This is a genomic window from Dyella sp. S184 (assembly GCF_009766065.1).
Classification (GTDB): domain Bacteria; phylum Pseudomonadota; class Gammaproteobacteria; order Xanthomonadales; family Rhodanobacteraceae; genus Rhodanobacter.
This window is the reverse complement of sequence record NZ_LMUE01000009.1, coordinates 168,066-185,495: the sequence shown is the minus strand read 5'-3', so window position 1 is coordinate 185,495 and position 17,430 is coordinate 168,066. Positions and strand designations below refer to the sequence as shown.

16 protein-coding genes and 1 tRNA gene are annotated in these 17,430 nt (G+C 61.4%); all 17 read left to right on the top strand.

The genetic code is table 11. From position 1 onward, the window contains the following. The first annotated feature begins 177 nt into the window (after positions 1-177). The 17 genes from GSQ75_RS12945 to nusA all read left to right on the top strand — a co-directional run bounded on the left by GSQ75_RS12945 (position 178) and on the right by nusA (position 17,385). Positions 178-534: an NADH-quinone oxidoreductase subunit A gene (locus GSQ75_RS12945; RefSeq protein WP_158755295.1), complete on the top strand. Its 357-nt coding sequence runs from the start codon at positions 178-180 to the stop codon at positions 532-534. Beyond that, entirely contained in the window at positions 525-1,082 is a 558-nt protein-coding gene (locus GSQ75_RS12940; RefSeq protein ID WP_158755294.1) for an NADH-quinone oxidoreductase subunit B, read from the top strand. The genes GSQ75_RS12945 and GSQ75_RS12940 overlap by 10 nt, the downstream gene beginning before the upstream one ends. A gap of 10 nt (positions 1,083-1,092) precedes the next feature. After that, the gene (locus GSQ75_RS12935; RefSeq protein WP_158755293.1) at positions 1,093-1,821 is read left to right on the top strand and encodes an NADH-quinone oxidoreductase subunit C; all 729 of its coding nucleotides are present in this window, start codon (positions 1,093-1,095) and stop codon (positions 1,819-1,821) included. 26 nt (positions 1,822-1,847) lie between these two features. Further along, entirely contained in the window at positions 1,848-3,077 is a 1,230-nt protein-coding gene (locus GSQ75_RS12930) for an NADH-quinone oxidoreductase subunit D (protein WP_254058606.1), read from the top strand. 21 nt (positions 3,078-3,098) lie between these two features. After that, positions 3,099-3,626, top strand: coding sequence for an NADH-quinone oxidoreductase subunit NuoE (gene nuoE / locus GSQ75_RS12925; RefSeq protein ID WP_158755291.1), 528 nt, complete (start codon positions 3,099-3,101; stop codon positions 3,624-3,626). A gap of 3 nt (positions 3,627-3,629) precedes the next feature. Further along, positions 3,630-4,967, top strand: coding sequence for an NADH-quinone oxidoreductase subunit NuoF (nuoF, locus tag GSQ75_RS12920; RefSeq protein WP_158755290.1), 1,338 nt, complete (start codon positions 3,630-3,632; stop codon positions 4,965-4,967). Next, a complete protein-coding gene (gene nuoG, locus GSQ75_RS12915; protein WP_158755289.1) occupies positions 4,964-7,291 on the top strand; it encodes an NADH-quinone oxidoreductase subunit NuoG in 2,328 nt (775 codons plus the stop codon). The genes nuoF and nuoG overlap by 4 nt, the downstream gene beginning before the upstream one ends. Before the next feature lie 5 nt (positions 7,292-7,296). Beyond that, complete coding sequence (gene nuoH / locus GSQ75_RS12910; protein ID WP_158755288.1) at positions 7,297-8,325, top strand: NADH-quinone oxidoreductase subunit NuoH; 1,029 nt, start codon at positions 7,297-7,299, stop codon at positions 8,323-8,325. A gap of 9 nt (positions 8,326-8,334) precedes the next feature. Then, positions 8,335-8,826, top strand: coding sequence for an NADH-quinone oxidoreductase subunit NuoI (gene nuoI / locus GSQ75_RS12905; RefSeq protein WP_158755287.1), 492 nt, complete (start codon positions 8,335-8,337; stop codon positions 8,824-8,826). 8 nt (positions 8,827-8,834) lie between these two features. After that, a complete protein-coding gene (locus GSQ75_RS12900; protein ID WP_158755286.1) occupies positions 8,835-9,485 on the top strand; it encodes an NADH-quinone oxidoreductase subunit J in 651 nt (216 codons plus the stop codon). Further along, complete coding sequence (gene nuoK / locus GSQ75_RS12895) at positions 9,482-9,787, top strand: NADH-quinone oxidoreductase subunit NuoK (protein WP_158755285.1); 306 nt, start codon at positions 9,482-9,484, stop codon at positions 9,785-9,787. Before GSQ75_RS12900 ends, nuoK begins: the two co-directional genes overlap by 4 nt. A 4-nt stretch (positions 9,788-9,791) precedes the next feature. Next, entirely contained in the window at positions 9,792-11,858 is a 2,067-nt protein-coding gene (gene nuoL, locus GSQ75_RS12890) for an NADH-quinone oxidoreductase subunit L (protein WP_158755284.1), read from the top strand. A 15-nt stretch (positions 11,859-11,873) separates the two neighbouring features. Beyond that, entirely contained in the window at positions 11,874-13,382 is a 1,509-nt protein-coding gene (locus tag GSQ75_RS12885) for an NADH-quinone oxidoreductase subunit M (RefSeq protein ID WP_158755283.1), read from the top strand. Between the two features lie 12 nt (positions 13,383-13,394). Beyond that, positions 13,395-14,849 (top strand): NADH-quinone oxidoreductase subunit NuoN, encoded by a 1,455-nt coding sequence (gene nuoN / locus GSQ75_RS12880; protein WP_158755282.1) that lies wholly within the window; start codon positions 13,395-13,397, stop codon positions 14,847-14,849. Between the two features lie 115 nt (positions 14,850-14,964). Continuing rightward, positions 14,965-15,041, top strand: a tRNA-Met gene (locus GSQ75_RS12875). A gap of 199 nt (positions 15,042-15,240) precedes the next feature. Next, positions 15,241-15,777 (top strand): ribosome maturation factor RimP, encoded by a 537-nt coding sequence (rimP, locus tag GSQ75_RS12870; RefSeq protein ID WP_158755281.1) that lies wholly within the window; start codon positions 15,241-15,243, stop codon positions 15,775-15,777. Positions 15,778-15,879: 102 nt separating this feature from the next. Next, complete coding sequence (nusA, locus tag GSQ75_RS12865; RefSeq protein ID WP_158755280.1) at positions 15,880-17,385, top strand: transcription termination factor NusA; 1,506 nt, start codon at positions 15,880-15,882, stop codon at positions 17,383-17,385. The last annotated feature ends 45 nt before the right edge of the window (positions 17,386-17,430 follow it).

Here is a 17,430-nt window from a genome sequence, read left to right as displayed (position 1 = left end):
GAGATTCGCGAACTCATCTCGCGGAACAACGGACGCTCGCGGCTTCAATGGCCGCAAGCGCGACTGAGCAGCCCATGGCCGCGTCAGCCTGCCGAATCGAAGTCGCCAGACCGTGAGTTATTGGGTTTAGTCCCGACGGTCACTGATGCGCCTGATGGCGCGGAGGTACGTTGCATCGTGCTTGCCGAATACTGGCCCGTTCTCTTGTTCATCGGTGTTGCCACCGGCCTCGGCCTGGTGTTGCTGGCCGTCGGCCTGCTGGCAGGGCCTAGCCGCCCCGAGCCGGAAAAGCTCGCGCCGTACGAGTGCGGCTTCGAGGCATTTGAAGATGCCCGCATGCGCTTCGACGTGCGCTATTACCTGCTTGCCATCCTGTTCATCATTTTCGACCTGGAAATCGCCTTCCTGTTTCCGTGGGCGGTGGTGTTCCAGCAGATCGGCCTGGTCGCGCTGATCGAGATGGCGCTGTTCCTGCTGCTGCTGGTCATCGGTTTTGCCTACGTGTGGAAGAAGGGAGCACTGGAATGGGAGTGATCTCCTCCATCGACAAGGTGATGCATAACCCGCAGCCACTGAATCTTGTCGACGACATCCTGCGGCCCGGTGGCGACAACCCGATCGTGCAGCGCGGTTTTGCCACCACCAGTGTCGATGCACTGATGAACTGGGCGCGCACTGGCTCGATGTGGCCGATGACGTTCGGTTTGGCCTGTTGTGCGGTGGAGATGATGCATGCCGGTGCGGCGCGACTGGATCTGGATCGTTACGGCGTGATCTTCCGCCCCAGCCCGCGCCAGTCCGATGTGATGATCGTGGCCGGCACCCTGGTCAACAAGATGGCCCCGGCGCTGCGCAAGGTCTACGACCAGATGCCCGAGCCGAAGTGGGTGATCTCGATGGGCAGCTGTGCGAATGGCGGTGGTTATTACCACTATTCCTATTCGGTGGTGCGCGGTTGCGATCGCATCGTGCCGGTGGACATCTATGTGCCAGGCTGCCCGCCCACGGCCGAAGCATTGATCCACGGCATCCTGCAGTTGCAGAAGAAAATCCGTCGCACCAGCACCATCGCGCGTTCGTAGAGGCCCTGATATGTCCGACACACCTGCGACCTCGCTGGCCGAGCGCCTCGCTGCGCGATTCGGCGACACACTGACCATCAGCACGGTACGCAACGAGACCACGGCCGAACTGGCCGCCGCCGACCTGATCGCGGTTGCCACCGCGTTGCGTGACGAGCCGGCGTTTCGCTTCGGCGAGCTGATCGATCTGTGCGGCGTCGACTACCTGGGTTACGGCCAGACCGAGTGGGATACCAACACGGCGGCCGGCGAAGGCTTCTCGCGTGGCGTGGAAGGTCAGGCGATGGGCCGCTTCGACTGGGCTGGACGTCCGCGCGCCGACAATGAGCCGCGTCGGTTCGCGTCGGTGATCCACCTGCTTTCCATCGAGCACAACCATCGCCTGCGTCTGCGTGTGTTCTGTGCCGACGACAGCATGCCGGTAGTGCCGTCGCTGACCCTGGTGTGGCCAGGCGTGAACTGGTTCGAGCGAGAGGCGTTCGACCTTTACGGCATCATCTACGATGGCCATCCCGACCTGCGCCGCATCCTCACCGACTACGGTTTCGTCGGCCATCCATTCCGCAAGGATTTCCCGCTGATCGGCAATGTCGAGGTGCGTTACGACCCCGAGCAGAAGCGGGTGATCTACGAGCCGGTATCGATCGTGCCGCGCGTGCTGGTGCCGCGCACCATCCGTGATGACGCCGACCTGATGCAGGCCAAGGCCGAAGCGGCCGACGATTGGCAGAGGAACTGATCGTGCAGGAAATTCGCAATTACACGATGAACTTCGGCCCGCAGCATCCGGCCGCGCATGGCGTGCTGCGCCTGATCATGGAGATGGACGGCGAGACCATCGTCCGTGCCGATCCGCATATCGGCCTGCTGCACCGTGGTACCGAAAAGCTGGCCGAGTCCAAACCGTTCAACCAGTCGATCGGTTACATGGACCGTCTCGACTATGTGTCGATGATGTGCAACGAGCACGCTTACGTAAAGGCGATCGAGACCCTGCTGGGGATCGAGGCGCCAGAGCGTGCGCAGTACATCCGCACCATGTTCGACGAGATCACCCGCATCCTGAACCATCTGATGTGGATCGGTTCGAACGCGCTCGATCTCGGCGCGATGGCGGTGTTCCTCTACGCGTTCCGCGAACGTGAGGAGCTGATGGACGTCTATGAGGCGGTTTCCGGCGCGCGCATGCACGCGACGTATTACCGTCCCGGTGGTGTCTACCGCGATCTGCCCGCACAGATGTCGCAGTACCGCGAGTCGCCGTGGCACAAGGGCAAGGATCTGAAGCGCATCAACAGCTGGCGCGAAGGTTCGATGCTGGATTACCTCGAGGCGTTCACCAGCGACTTCCCGTCGAAGGTGGACGAGTACGAAGATCTGCTGACGAACAACCGCATCTGGAAGCAGCGCACCGTCGGCATCGGCGTGATCAGCCCGGAGCTGGCCCAGCAGTGGGGCATGACCGGTGTGATGCTGCGTGGTTCCGGCGTCGAATGGGATCTGCGCAAGAAGCAGCCGTACGCGAAGTACGCCGAGATGGATTTCGACATCCCGGTTGGCGTCGGCGGCGACTGCTACGACCGTTACCTGTGTCGCGTGGAAGAGATGCGCCAGTCGAACCGGATCATCCAGCAGTGCGTGAAGTGGCTGAAGGCCAATCCCGGCCCGGTGATGGTGCAGAACTTCAAGGTTGCGCCGCCGTCGCGGGTCGAGATGAAGGAGGACATGGAAGCCATGATCCATCACTTCAAACTGTTCACCGAAGGCTATTGCGTGCCGGCCGGCGAAACCTATGCCGCGGTCGAGGCGCCCAAGGGCGAGTTCGGCTGCTATCTGGTTTCCGACGGCGCCAACAAACCGTTCCGCGCGCATCTGCGCGCACCAGGTTTTGCCCACCTGTCATCCATGGACACCATCGTGCGCGGCCATATGCTCGCCGACGTGGTAGCCATGATCGGTACCTATGACCTCGTGTTCGGCGAAGTGGATCGCTGAGCCGGCACGACGGAGAAACGCATGAAAGCCACCGGACATTTCGAGCAGGTCAGGAACGTCGATCCGCTCGTCGCACTCAACGACCATACCCGCCATCACATCGATGAGTGGGTGGCCAAGTTCCCGCCGGATCGCAAGCGCTCGGCGCTGATCCAGGCGTTGTTTGCCGCGCAGGAACAGAACCAGGGTTTCCTCACCGACGAGCTGATCACTGCTGTCGCGAAGTATCTCGACCTGCCGGCAGTGTGGGCCTACGAGGTTTCCAGCTTTTATTCGATGCTCGAGACCAAGCCGGTCGGCCGCAACAACGTGGCGATCTGCACCAACATCTCGTGCTGGCTCAACGGCGCGGAAGGTCTGGTGCGCCACTGCGAGAAGAAGCTCGGCATCAAGACCGGTGAAAGCACGCCGGACGGCCGCATCTATCTGAAGCAGGAAGAGGAGTGCATCGCCGCCTGCGTGTACGCGCCGGCGATGACGGTGAATGGGCATTACCACGAGCGTCTCACCACCGAGAAGCTCGACGAAATTCTGGACGGGTTGGAATAAGCCATGGCAGTCGGACCAGCACCGCAGGAACATCAGGTCGTCTACACCACGCTGCATTTCGACAAGCCGTGGGCGATGGAAAGCTATGAGAAGGTCGATGGCTACAAGGCATGGAGAAAGATCCTCGCCGAGAAGCCCGATCCGGCAGCATTGATCGACGAAATCAAGAAAAGCAGCCTGCGCGGCCGTGGCGGCGCGGGCTTCCCGACCGGCTTGAAGTGGTCCTTCATGCCGAAGGGCGACATGCAGAAATACATCCTGTGCAACTCGGACGAATCCGAACCGGGCACGTCAAAGGATCGCGACATCCTGCGCTACAACCCGCATTCGGTGATCGAGGGCATGGCCATTGCCTGCTATTGCACCGGCTCGAGCGTGGCCTACAACTACCTGCGTGGCGAATTCCACCACGAGCCGTACGAGCATCTGGAAGAAGCGCTGAAGGAAGCGTATGCAGCCGGCCTGCTCGGCAAGAACGTGCAGGGCAGCGGCATCGACGTGGATATCTACAACGCGCTCGGCGCAGGCGCCTACATCTGCGGTGAGGAAACTGCACTGATGGAGTCGCTGGAAGGCAAGAAGGGCCAGCCGCGTTTCAAACCGCCGTTCCCGGCCGGTTTCGGCCTGTATGGCAAGCCGACCACGATCAACAACACCGAGACCTATGCCTCGGTGCCGGCGATCCTGCGCAACGGCGCGGACTGGTTCCTGAGCCTGGGCAAACCGAACAACGGCGGACCGAAGATCTTCTCGGTCTCCGGTCACGTCAACAACCCGGGCAATTTCGAGATCCGTCTCGGCACGTCGTTCAAGGACTTGCTGGAAATGGCCGGCGGCGTGCGCAACGGCCACAAGCTGAAGGCGGTGATTCCCGGCGGTTCCTCGATGAAGGTGCTGCCGGCCGACATCATGCTCGAGAGCACGATGGACTACGACTGCCTGCAGAAGGCCGGTTCGGGTCTTGGCTCCGGCGCCGTGATCGTGATGGACGAGACCACCTGCATGGTCAAGGTCTGCCATCGCATCTCGCGTTTCTACATGGCCGAATCCTGCGGTCAGTGCACGCCGTGTCGCGAAGGCACCGGCTGGATGTATCGCGTGCTCTCGCGCATCGTCGAGGGCAAGGGCACCCAGGACGACCTGCACCGACTGAAGGCGATTGCCGGCCAGATCGAGGGTCACACCATCTGCGCGTTCGGCGAAGCCGCCGCGTGGCCGGTGCAGGGTTTCCTCGCGCGTTTCTGGAACGAATTCGAATACTTCGTGCAGCACGGCCATTCGATGGTCGATGACAAGCTGGCCGAAGCCAACCCTGCAAATCAGCGTGGAGTTGCTGCATGAGTGCGCAGCCAACCAATAACACCGCGCCCGACCTGATCAACATCGAGGTCGATGGCAAGCCCACGCAGATCCGCAAGGGCGCGATGATCATCGAGGCGGCCGACGCGATCGGCGTCGCGATCCCGCGCTTCTGCTATCACCGCAAGCTGCCGATTGCCGCGAACTGCCGCATGTGCCTGGTCGACGTGGAGATGGGCGGCAAGCTGATGCCCAAGCCGCAGCCGGCCTGCGCCACGCCGGTGGCCGAGGGCATGAAGGTGACGACGCGCTCGGACAAGGCGCTGAAGTTCCAGAAAGACGTGATGGAGTTCCTGCTGATCAACCATCCGCTCGATTGCCCGATCTGCGATCAAGGCGGCGAGTGCGAGCTGCAGGACGTGGCATTGGGCTACGGCCGTAGCGTGTCGCGCTACACCGAGCGCAAGCGCACCATTGCCGACGAGAACCTAGGGCCGCTGGTCGCCACAGAGATGACCCGCTGTATCCAGTGCACGCGCTGCGTGCGCTTCACCAGCGAGATTGCTGGCACCTACGAACTTGGCGGCATGAGCCGTGGCGAGAACCTGCAGATCGGCACCTATATCGGCAAGACGATCGAGACGGAGCTGTCCGGCAATATCGTCGACGTCTGCCCGGTGGGCGCGCTGACCAACAAGCCGTTCCAGTTCCAGGCGCGTGCCTGGGAGCTGATCGCCAAGCCGTCGATCGGTTACCACGACGCACTCGGCTCCAACCTGTGGTTGCATACACGCCGCGGCGACGTGCTGCGCACGGTGCCGCGCGACAACGAAACGATCAACGAATGCTGGCTGTCCGATCGCGATCGCTACAGCCACCAGGGCCTGTACGCAGCCGACCGTATCCACGCGCCGGAAGTGAAGCGCAACGGCCAATGGCAGACGACCACCTGGGAAGATGCATTGCAGTTTGCCGGTGAAGCGCTGAAGAAGCTGCCGGGCAACGAGCTGGGCATCCTGGTGCATCCGGCCAGTTCAAACGAAGAGGGCGATCTGCTGATGCGTCTCGCCCTCGGTCTGGGCAGCGCGCATGTCGACCATCGACTGCGTCAGCTCGATTTTGCCGACAACGCCGTGGCACAGCCATTCGGGTTGCCTGTCGTCGAGGTTGACCAGGTCAAGGCGGCACTGCTGGTGGGTTCCGATCTGCGGCATGAGATGCCGCTGCTCAACCATCGCCTGCATCAGGCGGTGAAGAAGGGCGCCAAGGTCTACACCGTCAATCCGGCCAGCTTCGATTTCAATTACAAGCTTGCGGGCGAATCGATCGTTGCGCCGCAGTCGCTGGTCGATGCGCTGCTGGCGCTGGCCAAGGCTGCGGTGACGCTGGGTGCGAGTGCACCGGCTGCGCTGGCTGATGCCATCAATGCTGCGCAGAGCGACGAAGGTGACAGCGATGCGATCGCTGCGCTGAAATCGGGCAAGGCCGTGGTGATCCTTGGCGAAGCTGGCGTGACTCATCCGCAGGCTTCATGGCTGCGTGTGCTTGCCCGCTTCATTGCCGAAGCCACCGGTGCCGGCTACAACGAATTGCCGGTCGGTGCCAATGCGATGGGACTGGTCAAGCTTGGCGTGGTGCCGGGCAATGGCGGTCTGGATGCACAGGCCATGCTGGCCCAGCCGCGCAAGAGCTACGTGCTGTATGGCGTCGAGCCACCGCACGATTTCGCCGATGGCGCGGCAACGCTGAAGGCGTTGCGCAGTGCGGAGCAGGTGGTGGCTTTCAGCGCCTACGCCAGCACTGCGTTGCGTGAAGTGGCTGACGTGATCCTGCCGATCGCGCTGCTGCCGGAGATCGATGCCACCCTGGTCAATGTCGATGGCCTGGCGCAGGGCGTCAGCGCCGGCGCCAAGGCACCCGGTCAGGCACGTCCCGGCTGGAAGGTGCTGCGCGCACTTGGCGGTGCGTTGCAGCTGGCCGGCTTCGAGTTTGATGACATCGCCGGCTTGCGTGATGGCATCAGCGAGCGTGCGGCGACGTCGCGCAGCGGTCTGGCCGTGCGCATGGCTGCCAGTGGTCTGACCCGTCTCGCTACCTGGCCGATCTATCGCGGCGATGCGGTGCTGCGTCGTGCCACGGCACTGAATGCACATCCGCTCAACCGTGCCCCGGCGGTGCGTCTGAATGCGGCTGAGGCACAACGACTCGGTCTGGCCGCCGGTGCACAGGTGCGCATCGGCGAGGTGTTGTTGCCGCTGGTCGTCGATGTGGCTGTGCCGGATGGTGCGGCATGGATCGAGGCGGCCCAGGATCTCACCGCCACGCTGCCGCCGTATGGCGCGGTCATCACCTTGAGCAAGGCATAAGCATCATGGCTGATCAACTTATCCATCAGCTCCTGATCCCGGTGCTGTACATCGTGGCCATCGTGCTGCCACTGATCATCGCAGTGGCGATGTTCGTGTACTGGGAGCGCAAGGTCATCGGCTGGATGCATGTACGCATGGGGCCGAACAAGATCGGTCCGTTCGGCCTGCTGCAGGCATTCGCCGACGTGGTCAAGCTGCTGATCAAGGAAGTGATCCTGCCGACCAATGCGAACAAGTTCCTGTATTACCTGGCACCGTTGCTGACGCTGATCCCGGCGCTGGCAGCGTGGGCGGTGATCCCGTTCAGCAGCAAGATGGTGCTGTCCAACGCGAATGCGGGTGTGCTGTATCTGCTGGCGATGACCTCGCTCGGCGTATACGGCATCATCCTCGCTGGCTGGGCCTCCAACTCGCGTTACGCGCTGCTGGGTGCGATGCGTTCGGCGGCGCAGGTGATCTCCTACGAACTGGCGATGGGCCTGTGCCTCGTCTGCGTACTGGTGCTTGCCGGCTCGTTGAACCTCACCGATATCGTGAATGCGCAGGCGGGTCACAAAGGCCTGTTCGACTGGTTCTGGCTGCCGTTGCTGCCGGTGTTCGTGATCTATTTCATCTCAGGTGTGGCCGAGACCAACCGTGCGCCGTTCGACGTGGCCGAGGGCGAGTCGGAGATCGTCGCCGGTTTCCACGTGGAATATTCCGGCTCGGCCTTCGCGATCTTCTTCCTGGCCGAATACGCCAACATGATCCTGGTCAGCTTCCTGGCCGCGATCCTGTTCATGGGTGGGTGGCTGTCGCCATTCCCCGATACGTGGGGCTTCATCGGTCAGGGTGGTTTCATCTGGCTGTTCATCAAGGCGTTCCTGTTCGCCTTCATGTTCCTGTGGTTCCGCGCCACCTTTCCGCGTTACCGCTATGACCAGATCATGCGGCTCGGCTGGAAGGTGCTTATCCCGATCGCCATCGTCTGGGTGCTGGTCGCCGGCTGCATGAAGTACTTCGGCTGGGTCAGCGTTGGCATGGGGGCATAAAGACATCCAATGAATCGCATATCCGCTTATTTCAAGAGTCTGCTGCTGATCGAACTGTTCCAGGGCATGGGGCTGACGCTGGGCTACATGTTCAAGCCGAAGTACACCGTGCGCTACCCGATGGAGCACATCCCCAAGTCGAACCGCTTCCGCGGCCTGCATGCGCTGCGCCGCTATGCGAACGGCGAGGAACGCTGCATCGCCTGCAAGCTGTGCGAGGCGGTGTGTCCGGCGCTGGCGATCACGATCGATTCGGCACCGCGCGAAAGCGATGGCCAGCGCCGTACCACGCGCTACGACATCGACCTGTTCAAGTGCATCTTCTGCGGCTTCTGCGAAGAGAGCTGCCCGGTCGATTCGATCGTCGAGACCAGCATCCACGAATACCACTTCGAGCATCGTGGCGAGAATGTGGTGACCAAGCAGCAGCTGCTGGCCATCGGTGATCGCTTCGAGCAGCAGATTGCCGCTGACCGCGCACAAGACGCGGCGTACCGCTGAGGCTGACGATGAATCCCCAACTGTTCCAACTCATCTGCTTCTACGCCTTCGGTTTCGTCACCGTGGCAGCAGCGCTGTCGGTGATCACCCTGAAGAACTCGGTGCATGCCGTGCTGGCGCTGGTGCTCACCTTCTTCAGCACCGCCTGCCTGTGGATGCTGGCCGATGCCGAGTTTCTCGCACTGGCGCTGATCGTGGTCTATGTCGGCGCGGTGATGGTGCTGTTCCTGTTCGTGGTGATGATGCTCGACATCGACCAGGAGAAGATGCGCGAGGGTTTCGTGAAGTTCCTGCCGATCGGACTGATCGTGGCGATCGTGATGCTGGTGGAGATGCTCGGGCTGATCGGCGTGCGCGCGATGCATGCACAGGTCATGGGCGCCGATCCGGCAGCCGCAGCGGGTACGTCCAACACCGCATGGCTGGGTCGCGCGTTGTATACGCAATACCTGTTGCCATTCGAGATTGCGGCGCTGATCCTCACCGTGGGTGTGGTGGCAGCCGTGGCGCTGACCCTGCGTCAGCGCAGCGATATGCGCCATGAGTCGGCCAGCCAGCAGGTCAGTGTGAACCCGCGTGATCGCATCCGTATCGTGAAGATGGCCGCCGAGCGTCCCGCAGGGGAATCGCCGGCCTCGCCGCAGGAGTCCAAACCATGATCACGCTATCGCACTACATCGTGCTCGGCGCGGTGCTGTTCTGCATTGCCGTCGCTGGCCTGTTCATCAATCGCAAGAACGTGATCGTGCTGCTGATGTCGATCGAGCTGATGCTGCTGGCGGTGAACACGAATTTCGTGGCGTTCTCGCGCTTCCTCGGCGACGTATCGGGGCAGGTCTTCGTGTTCTTCATTCTCACCGTGGCCGCGGCAGAAGCTGCCATCGGCCTGGCGATCCTGGTGCTGCTGTTCCGCAATCGCAGCACGATCAATATCGCCGACATCGACAGCATGAAGGGCTGATCACATGGGTCTTTCGACATCCATTCTGCTGACGATCGCACTGGCGCCGCTGGTCGGCTGCGTGCTGGCCGGCTTCCTGGGCAAGTTCCTTGGTCGCGCGGGCTCGCATAGCGTCACCATCCTCGGCGTGGCGATCTCCTGCGCGCTGTCGTTCTACGTGCTGTACCAGCTCACCCTTGGTGGGGCGGTTGAGTACAACCAGAACATCTACACCTGGTTCCAGATCGGCCACTTCAACGCCAGCGTCGGCTTCCTGATCGATCGCCTGACCGCGATGATGCTGGTGGTGGTGAGCTTCGTGTCGCTGCTGGTGCACGTGTACACCATCGGCTACATGGCCGACGACGAAGGCTACAAGCGCTTCTTCAGCTACATCTCGCTGTTCACCTTCTCGATGTTCATGCTGGTGATGAGCAACAACTTCATGCAGCTGTTCTTCGGTTGGGAAGCGGTGGGCCTGGTGTCGTACCTGCTGATCGGCTTCTGGTACAAGAAACCGACCGCGATCTTCGCGAACCTGAAGGCGTTCCTGGTCAACCGCGTGGGTGATTTCGGCTTCCTGCTCGGTATCGCGGCGGTGCTGTATTTCCTCGGCACGCTGGATTACGCAACTGCGTTTGGCTCGGCGCCTTCGCTGATCGGCAAGACCCTGCAGATCACCGCGGGCACGCGGTGGGATGCCGCCACGGTGATCTGCATCTGCCTGTTCATCGGTGCGATGGGCAAGTCGGCGCAGGTGCCGCTGCATGTGTGGCTGCCCGACTCGATGGAAGGCCCGACCCCGATCTCCGCGCTGATCCATGCGGCGACAATGGTGACTGCCGGCATTTTCATGGTGGCGCGCATGTCGCCGCTGTTCGAACTGTCGCAGAGCGCGCTCAGCTTCGTGATGGTGATCGGTGCCACCACCGCGCTGTTCACCGGCCTGATTGGCATCGTGCAGAACGACATCAAGCGCGTGGTGGCGTATTCCACGCTGTCGCAGCTGGGCTACATGACGGTGGCGCTCGGCGTGTCGGCGTACAGCGGCGCGGTGTATCACCTGATGACGCATGCGTTCTTCAAGGCGCTGCTGTTCCTCGGTGCCGGTTCGGTGATCATCGCGATGCATCACGAGCAGGACATGCGTTACATGGGTGGCCTGCGCAAGTACATGCCGATCACCTGGATCACCATGTGGATCGGTTCGCTGGCGCTGTGCGGCGTGCCGTTCTTCTCGGGTTTCTATTCGAAGGATGCGATCATCGAGGCGGTCGGCGAGTCGCATCGCTGGGGTTCGAGCTACGCTTATTTCTGCGTGATGGCTGGCGCGCTGGTGACCGGGCTGTACACGTTCCGCCAGATGTACCTGACCTTCCACGGCAAGGAGCGCTTCACCGTCGTCGCGCATCATGGCCACGCCCCCCATCAGGATGCGCATGACGATCACGGCCATCACGAGCCGGGCGTGCTGGAGCATGCGCCGAAGGAATCACCGTGGGTGGTGACGCTGCCGCTGGTGCTGCTGGCGATACCGTCGCTGCTGGTTGGTTTCTTCACGGTCGGACCGATGCTGTTCGGCAAATGGTTTGGCAGTGCGATTCATGTGGATGAAGCGAACGACGTGCTGGCCGAACTGGGTCGCAAGGATTTCCACGGTGCTTTTGGGATGGCACTGAACGGGTTTATCCAGTTGCCGTTCTTCCTGGTGCTGACGGCGTTCGTGATCACCACCTACATCTACCTGTTCAACCCGGCCATGGCTGGGAAGATCAAGTCGGCGTTGAAGCCGCTATGGACCGTGCTCGACCGCAAGTACTGGATCGACGACGTCTATTTCGCGGTGTTTGCCCGCGGTGGCGTCAAGCTCGGCCGCCTGTTCTGGAAGGCCGGTGACACGGCGGTGATCGACGACACCATGGTCAACGGCTCGGTGAGCATGATTCACCGTATCGCCGCCACGATGCGCCGTCTGCAGTCGGGTTATCTCTATCACTACGCCTTCGCGATGATTCTTGGCCTGATCCTGCTGCTAGGCGGGTACTGGTTCTTTGGTACCGGGCTGATCGGTTCCGGCCTGGTCGGGCAATAAGGGAAGCAAGCACACATGTTCACTCACTTGCTCAGCCTGCTTATCTGGCTCCCCGTCGCCGGCGCCATTCCGGTGCTGCTTGCCGGCTCCGGCCGGCCCAATCTGGCGCGCTGGCTATCGCTACTGGTGGCCGTGCTGACCTTCGTGGTCAGCCTGTTCCTGCTGGTGCAGTACCACCCTGACGCGGGCGGCATGCAGCTGACCGAAAGCTATCTGTGGATCGCCTCGTGGGGTGTCCATTACAGCCTGGCGGTCGACGGTATCTCGGTGGCGCTGATCCTGATGACCACCTTTGTCGGCATCCTGGTGATCGCCGGCGCGTGGGAAGTCATCCAGGACAAGCCGCACCAGTACATGGCTGCGATGCTGATCCTGGAAGGCCTGCTGATCGGTGTCTTCTGTGCAACCGACGCGCTGCTGTTCTACGCGCTGTTCGAGGCGATCCTGATCCCGATGTTCATCCTGATCGGTATCTGGGGTGGCCCGCGGCGGGTGTATGCGACGCTGAAGTTCTTCATCTACACGTTCTTCGGCTCGGTCTTCATGTTGATCGCGCTGCTGTACCTGTACCAGAAGGCCGGCACGTTCGACCTCGCCACGCTGGCGGCCTTGCCGCTGACGATGAAGGAACAGACGTGGATTTTCTTCGCGTTCCTGATTGCGTTCGCGATCAAGGTGCCGATGGTGCCGGTGCACACCTGGTTACCGGATGCCCACGTGGAGGCGCCGACCGGAGGCTCGGTGGTACTGGCGGCCGTGATGCTGAAGGTCGGTACCTACGGATTTATCCGTTTCATGCTGCCGATCGTGCCGGATGCGGGCGAACATTTTGCGTGGCTGGTGATCGTGCTGAGCCTGATCGCCATCGTCTACATCGGCTATGTCGCGCTGGTACAGGAGGACATGAAGAAGCTGGTGGCGTATTCCTCGGTGGCCCATATGGGCTTCGTCACGCTGGGTATCTTCATCGCGTTCCTGCTGGTGCGTGAGTCGGGCAATATCGACATGGCGCTGCTGGGCATGCAGGGCGCGATGGTGCAGATGATTTCGCACGGGTTCATCTCGGGCGCGATGTTTACCTGCATTGGCGTGATGTATGACCGCATGCACACACGACAGATCAAGGATTACGGCGGCGTCATCAACGTGATGCCGTGGTTCGGTTTCTTCTACGTGCTGTTCGCGATGGCGAACTGCGGCCTGCCGGGTACCAGTGGTTTCGTTGGCGAGTTCATGGTGATCCTGGCCAGCTTCAGCGCGAATCCATGGATCGCGGTGTTTGCCGCGTTCACCCTGATCATTGGTGCGGCGTACACGCTGTGGCTGGTCAAGCGCGTGCTGTGGGGTGACATCACCAATCCGCACGTGGCCGAGATGAAGGAAATCAACGGTCGCGAGACCTTCGTGCTGGTGGCCTTCGCTGCCGCCGTACTGGCGCTTGGCATCTGGCCGCAGCCGCTGGTCCATCTGATGGACAGCTCGGTGTCGCACCTGGTGCATCAGATCGTCATTCACAAGATTTGATCAGGACTGAATATGCCGAATCTCAATGACATCCTGATCATGTTGCCGGAGTTCTATCTGGTGGCGGCGGCGTGCTTGCTGTTGCTGATGGATGCCTTCATGAAACCGGAGCAGCGCCCCATGCTGCACTGGATTTCGATCGCCGTACTGCTGGTGGGAATCTACCTGCTGATTGTCGGCCAGCCGGAACAGGCGGTCACTGCGTTTGGCGGCATGTTCATACGGGACGAGGCATCCTTGATCCTCAAGATCTTTGCACTGGGCACCACCGTGCTGGTGATGGTGTATGCACGACCGTATCTGATCGACCGCAAACTGCTGATCGGCGAGTTCTACACGCTGATGATCTTCGCGGTGATCGGCATCATGCTGCTGGTGTCGGCTGGCAACCTGGTCACCATCTACCTGGGACTGGAGCTGCTGTCGCTGTCGTCGTATGCGTTGGTTGCATTGAACCGTGATGCAAGGTTGCCGTCCGAGGCGGCGATCAAGTACTTCGTGCTGGGCGCACTCGCCTCGGGCATGCTGCTGTACGGCATGTCGATGGTCTATGGTGCTTCAGGCATGGGCGGTACGCCGAGCCTTGATCTCGCGCAATTGCACAACGTGGCGTCCTACACCACGGCGCCGAATCTGTTGCTGTTCGGGTTGATCTTCATGATTGTCGGCATCGGCTTCAAGCTCGGTGCTGCTCCGTTCCACATGTGGATACCGGACGTCTATCAAGGTGCGCCGACTCCGGTCACTACCTTTATTGCTTCGGGTTCCAAGCTGGCTGCATTCGGCATGGCGTATCGCCTGCTCAGCTCGGGCATGGGCGACCTGTCGCAGCACTGGCAGCTGATGCTGGCGGTATTGGCGGTGGCATCGCTGGCGATCGGTAACCTCGTCGCGATCGTGCAGACCAATCTCAAGCGCATGCTGGCGTATTCGACCATCTCGCACATGGGTTATCTGCTGCTGGGTCTGGCAGCTGCAGGGCCGGAAGGCTATGCCGCGGCGATGTTCTACGCGATCTGTTATGCACTGATGAGCGTGGCTGCATTTGGCGTCATGCTGGCGTTGACTCGTGCCGGTTTCGAGTGCGAGGAAATTGCCGACCTGAAGGGGCTCAACCAGAAGTCGCCGTGGATGGCGTTCCTGATGCTGCTGGCGATGTTCTCGCTGGCCGGCGTGCCGCCATTGTTTGGTTTCTGGGCCAAGGCGCTGGTGCTGGAAGCTGCGATCCATGCGGGCATGCTATGGCTGGCCATCGTCGGCATCGTGTTCGCAATCATCGGCCTGTATTACTACCTGTACGTGATCAAGGTGATGTATTTCGACAAGCCGACAGAAGGCAGCGTGCTGCAGGCCAAACCGGATGTGTCCTTGCGCGTGGTGCTGTCCTTGAATGCGCTGTCGCTGCTGGTGCTTGGTCTTTACTGGGGGCCGCTGCTGAGCTGGTGCCGTCATGCGTTCGGACTCTGATCGATGGATACGCAAATCCAGGCGCATGGCGCGATGATTTGCTGCTTGAAGATGGATTCGTTGATGTTGAGGCTTGCAAGAAACTGGCCATCACGTTAGAATCTTCGGACTCTGATGCGGGGTGGAGCAGTCTGGCAGCTCGTCGGGCTCATAACCCGAAGGTCGCAGGTTCGAATCCTGCCCCCGCTACCAGATCTTTCTTGATGCAAGAAAGCCTCCTCGTGAGGCTTTTTTGTTGGGCGCACGGATGCGTCGCGCCGTGCCTCGGTTGATGGCTTCGGTGTCGGATGGAGCTGCAGGAGAGGGACATCGGCGAGATATGGAAATGGGCCGTCGGAGCCCATTTTTTGTTTCTGCTGTTCTGAAAGTGTGATCGGGTAAAGGTATATCGATGGATACACAGGCACTGGCACAACGCTTCACCGAGGTACTGGCCGATCTGGGCCTGGAATGCCTTGGCGTGGAGTTCACCCCGTCGCATGGTCAGAGTACCCTGCGCGTTTATCTGGACTTGCTTGATAAGAGCAGCACGGGCGAAGGTGAACGTCGCGAGGTCGGTATCGAGGATTGTGAGAGCGCCAGCCGCGAGCTGTCCGCGCTACTCGATGTGGAAGACCCGGTTCCGGGACATTACGTGCTGGAAGTTTCCTCGCCGGGAATCGATCGACCGCTGTTTACTGCAGCACAGTTTGCGCAGGTCAGCGGGCAGGAAGTGAAGTTGCTGCTGAAAGCTTCGCTGGAAGGGCGTCGCCGCCTGCGCGGCAAGCTGGTTCTGGTGGATGGCGAGCGGATCACGCTGGAAGCCGAAGGCAAGACATTCGAATTCGAGCACGCGCTGGTGGAAAGTGCGCGTGTGGTGCCGGACTGGGTGGCGCTGGGTTATGCGCCGCAGCCCAAGCGCGGCGGCAAGCCGGCCGGCAAGAACTAATTAGTGCGGCCATCCATGGCTGCGTTCCAGGTTTTGAGTTCCGGGATGAACTCAACAATTTAACCATCGGTATCCGGACGGGATGCCTACGGAGTTGCTGCAATGAGCAAAGAACTTTTGCTGGTCGTCGAGGCGGTTGCCAACGAAAAAGGCGTGCCGCTGGATGTGATTTTCGAGGCGATGGAGGCTGCATTGGCCTCGGCCGCGAAGAAGCGCTATCCGGAAGAAGAGCCGGACATCCGCGTGTCGATCGACCATGACACTGGCGAGTACCAGACTTTCCGTCGCTGGGAAGTCATTGCCGACGATGGCGAGATGGAATCGCCGTCCTACCAGCTGCGCCTGATGGATGCGCTGGACGAGCGCGCCGACGCCGAAGTCGGCGAGTACATCGAGCAGCAGGTCGAAAATGCCGAATTCGGACGCATTGCCGCGCAGGCCGCCAAACAGGTGATCGTGCAGCGCGTGCGCGAGGCCGAGCGCCAGCAGGTGGTCGATGCCTTCGCCGACCGCGTTGGCGAACTGGTCACCGGCATCGTCAAGCGCGTCGAGCGCGGCAACATCTACCTCGACCTGGGCAGCAATGCCGAGGCGTTCATTCCGCGCGACAAGACGATTCCACGTGAATCGGCCCGCGTCGGCGACCGCGTGCGCGGTTATCTTTACGAAGTGAAGTCGGAAGTGCGTGGCCCGCAGCTGTTCGTGTCGCGTGCCGCTCCGGAGTTCATGATCGAGCTGTTCAAGCTGGAAGTGCCGGAAGTCGGCCAGGGCCTGGTCGAGATCAAGGGTTGTGCCCGTGATCCGGGCGACCGCGCGAAGATCGCCGTGCTGGCACATGACAGCCGCACCGATCCGATCGGTGCCTGCATCGGCATGCGCGGTTCGCGCGTGCAGGCCGTCTCCAACGACCTCAACGGCGAGCGCGTCGACATCATCCTGTGGCACGAGAACCAGGCGCAGTTCGTCATCAATGCGATGGCGCCGGCGGAAGTGCAGTCCATCATCATGGACGAGGAAAAGCACTCGATGGACATCGCGGTGGCCGAGGACAAGCTGTCCCAGGCGATCGGTCGTGGTGGCCAGAACGTGCGCCTCGCCAGCAAGCTGACCGGCTGGCAGCTCAACGTGATGACCCAGGACCAGGTCACCGCCAAGAGCGAGTCCGAGCAGGAGTCCGCGCGCCAGCTGTTCATGGACAAGCTCGAAGTGGATCAGGAAATTGCTGTCATCCTCGTGCAGGAAGGTTTCTCCAGTATCGAGGAAATTGCCTACGTGCCGAGCGCCGAGCTGCTGGCAGTGGAGGGTTTCGACGAGGATATCGTCGAGGAACTGCGTGCCCGTGCCCGTGATGCGCTGCTGACCGAGGCACTGGCGGTGGAGGAGGGCGTCGAGGAGCATCAGCCGTCTGCGGAGCTGCTTGCGCTGGAAGGCATGGATGAGACGACGGCGTATGCGCTGGCGGCTCGCGAAGTGAGCACGGTTGACGATCTGGCCGATCTGGCGGTGGATGACCTGATCGATATCGAAGGTATGGACGAAGAGCGCGCTGCAGCACTGATCATGGCCGCGCGTGCGCCCATGATCGAGCGGCTGGAGAAAGGCGGCTAACCGCGGACGGCAGCACCCTGGATGGGTGCGCCGAGAAAGGCTTTA

Coding starts and splice junctions, on each gene's coding strand:
- GSQ75_RS12940 (WP_158755294.1), top strand. CDS start 525: ATGGGAGTGATCTCCTCCATCGACAAGGTGATGCATAACCCGCAGCCA.
- GSQ75_RS12935 (WP_158755293.1), top strand. CDS start 1,093: ATGTCCGACACACCTGCGACCTCGCTGGCCGAGCGCCTCGCTGCGCGA.
- GSQ75_RS12930 (WP_254058606.1), top strand. CDS start 1,848: ATGAACTTCGGCCCGCAGCATCCGGCCGCGCATGGCGTGCTGCGCCTG.
- nuoE (WP_158755291.1), top strand. CDS start 3,099: ATGAAAGCCACCGGACATTTCGAGCAGGTCAGGAACGTCGATCCGCTC.
- nuoF (WP_158755290.1), top strand. CDS start 3,630: ATGGCAGTCGGACCAGCACCGCAGGAACATCAGGTCGTCTACACCACG.
- nuoG (WP_158755289.1), top strand. CDS start 4,964: ATGAGTGCGCAGCCAACCAATAACACCGCGCCCGACCTGATCAACATC.
- nuoH (WP_158755288.1), top strand. CDS start 7,297: ATGGCTGATCAACTTATCCATCAGCTCCTGATCCCGGTGCTGTACATC.
- nuoI (WP_158755287.1), top strand. CDS start 8,335: ATGAATCGCATATCCGCTTATTTCAAGAGTCTGCTGCTGATCGAACTG.
- GSQ75_RS12900 (WP_158755286.1), top strand. CDS start 8,835: ATGAATCCCCAACTGTTCCAACTCATCTGCTTCTACGCCTTCGGTTTC.
- nuoK (WP_158755285.1), top strand. CDS start 9,482: ATGATCACGCTATCGCACTACATCGTGCTCGGCGCGGTGCTGTTCTGC.
- nuoL (WP_158755284.1), top strand. CDS start 9,792: ATGGGTCTTTCGACATCCATTCTGCTGACGATCGCACTGGCGCCGCTG.
- GSQ75_RS12885 (WP_158755283.1), top strand. CDS start 11,874: ATGTTCACTCACTTGCTCAGCCTGCTTATCTGGCTCCCCGTCGCCGGC.
- nuoN (WP_158755282.1), top strand. CDS start 13,395: ATGCCGAATCTCAATGACATCCTGATCATGTTGCCGGAGTTCTATCTG.
- rimP (WP_158755281.1), top strand. CDS start 15,241: ATGGATACACAGGCACTGGCACAACGCTTCACCGAGGTACTGGCCGAT.
- nusA (WP_158755280.1), top strand. CDS start 15,880: ATGAGCAAAGAACTTTTGCTGGTCGTCGAGGCGGTTGCCAACGAAAAA.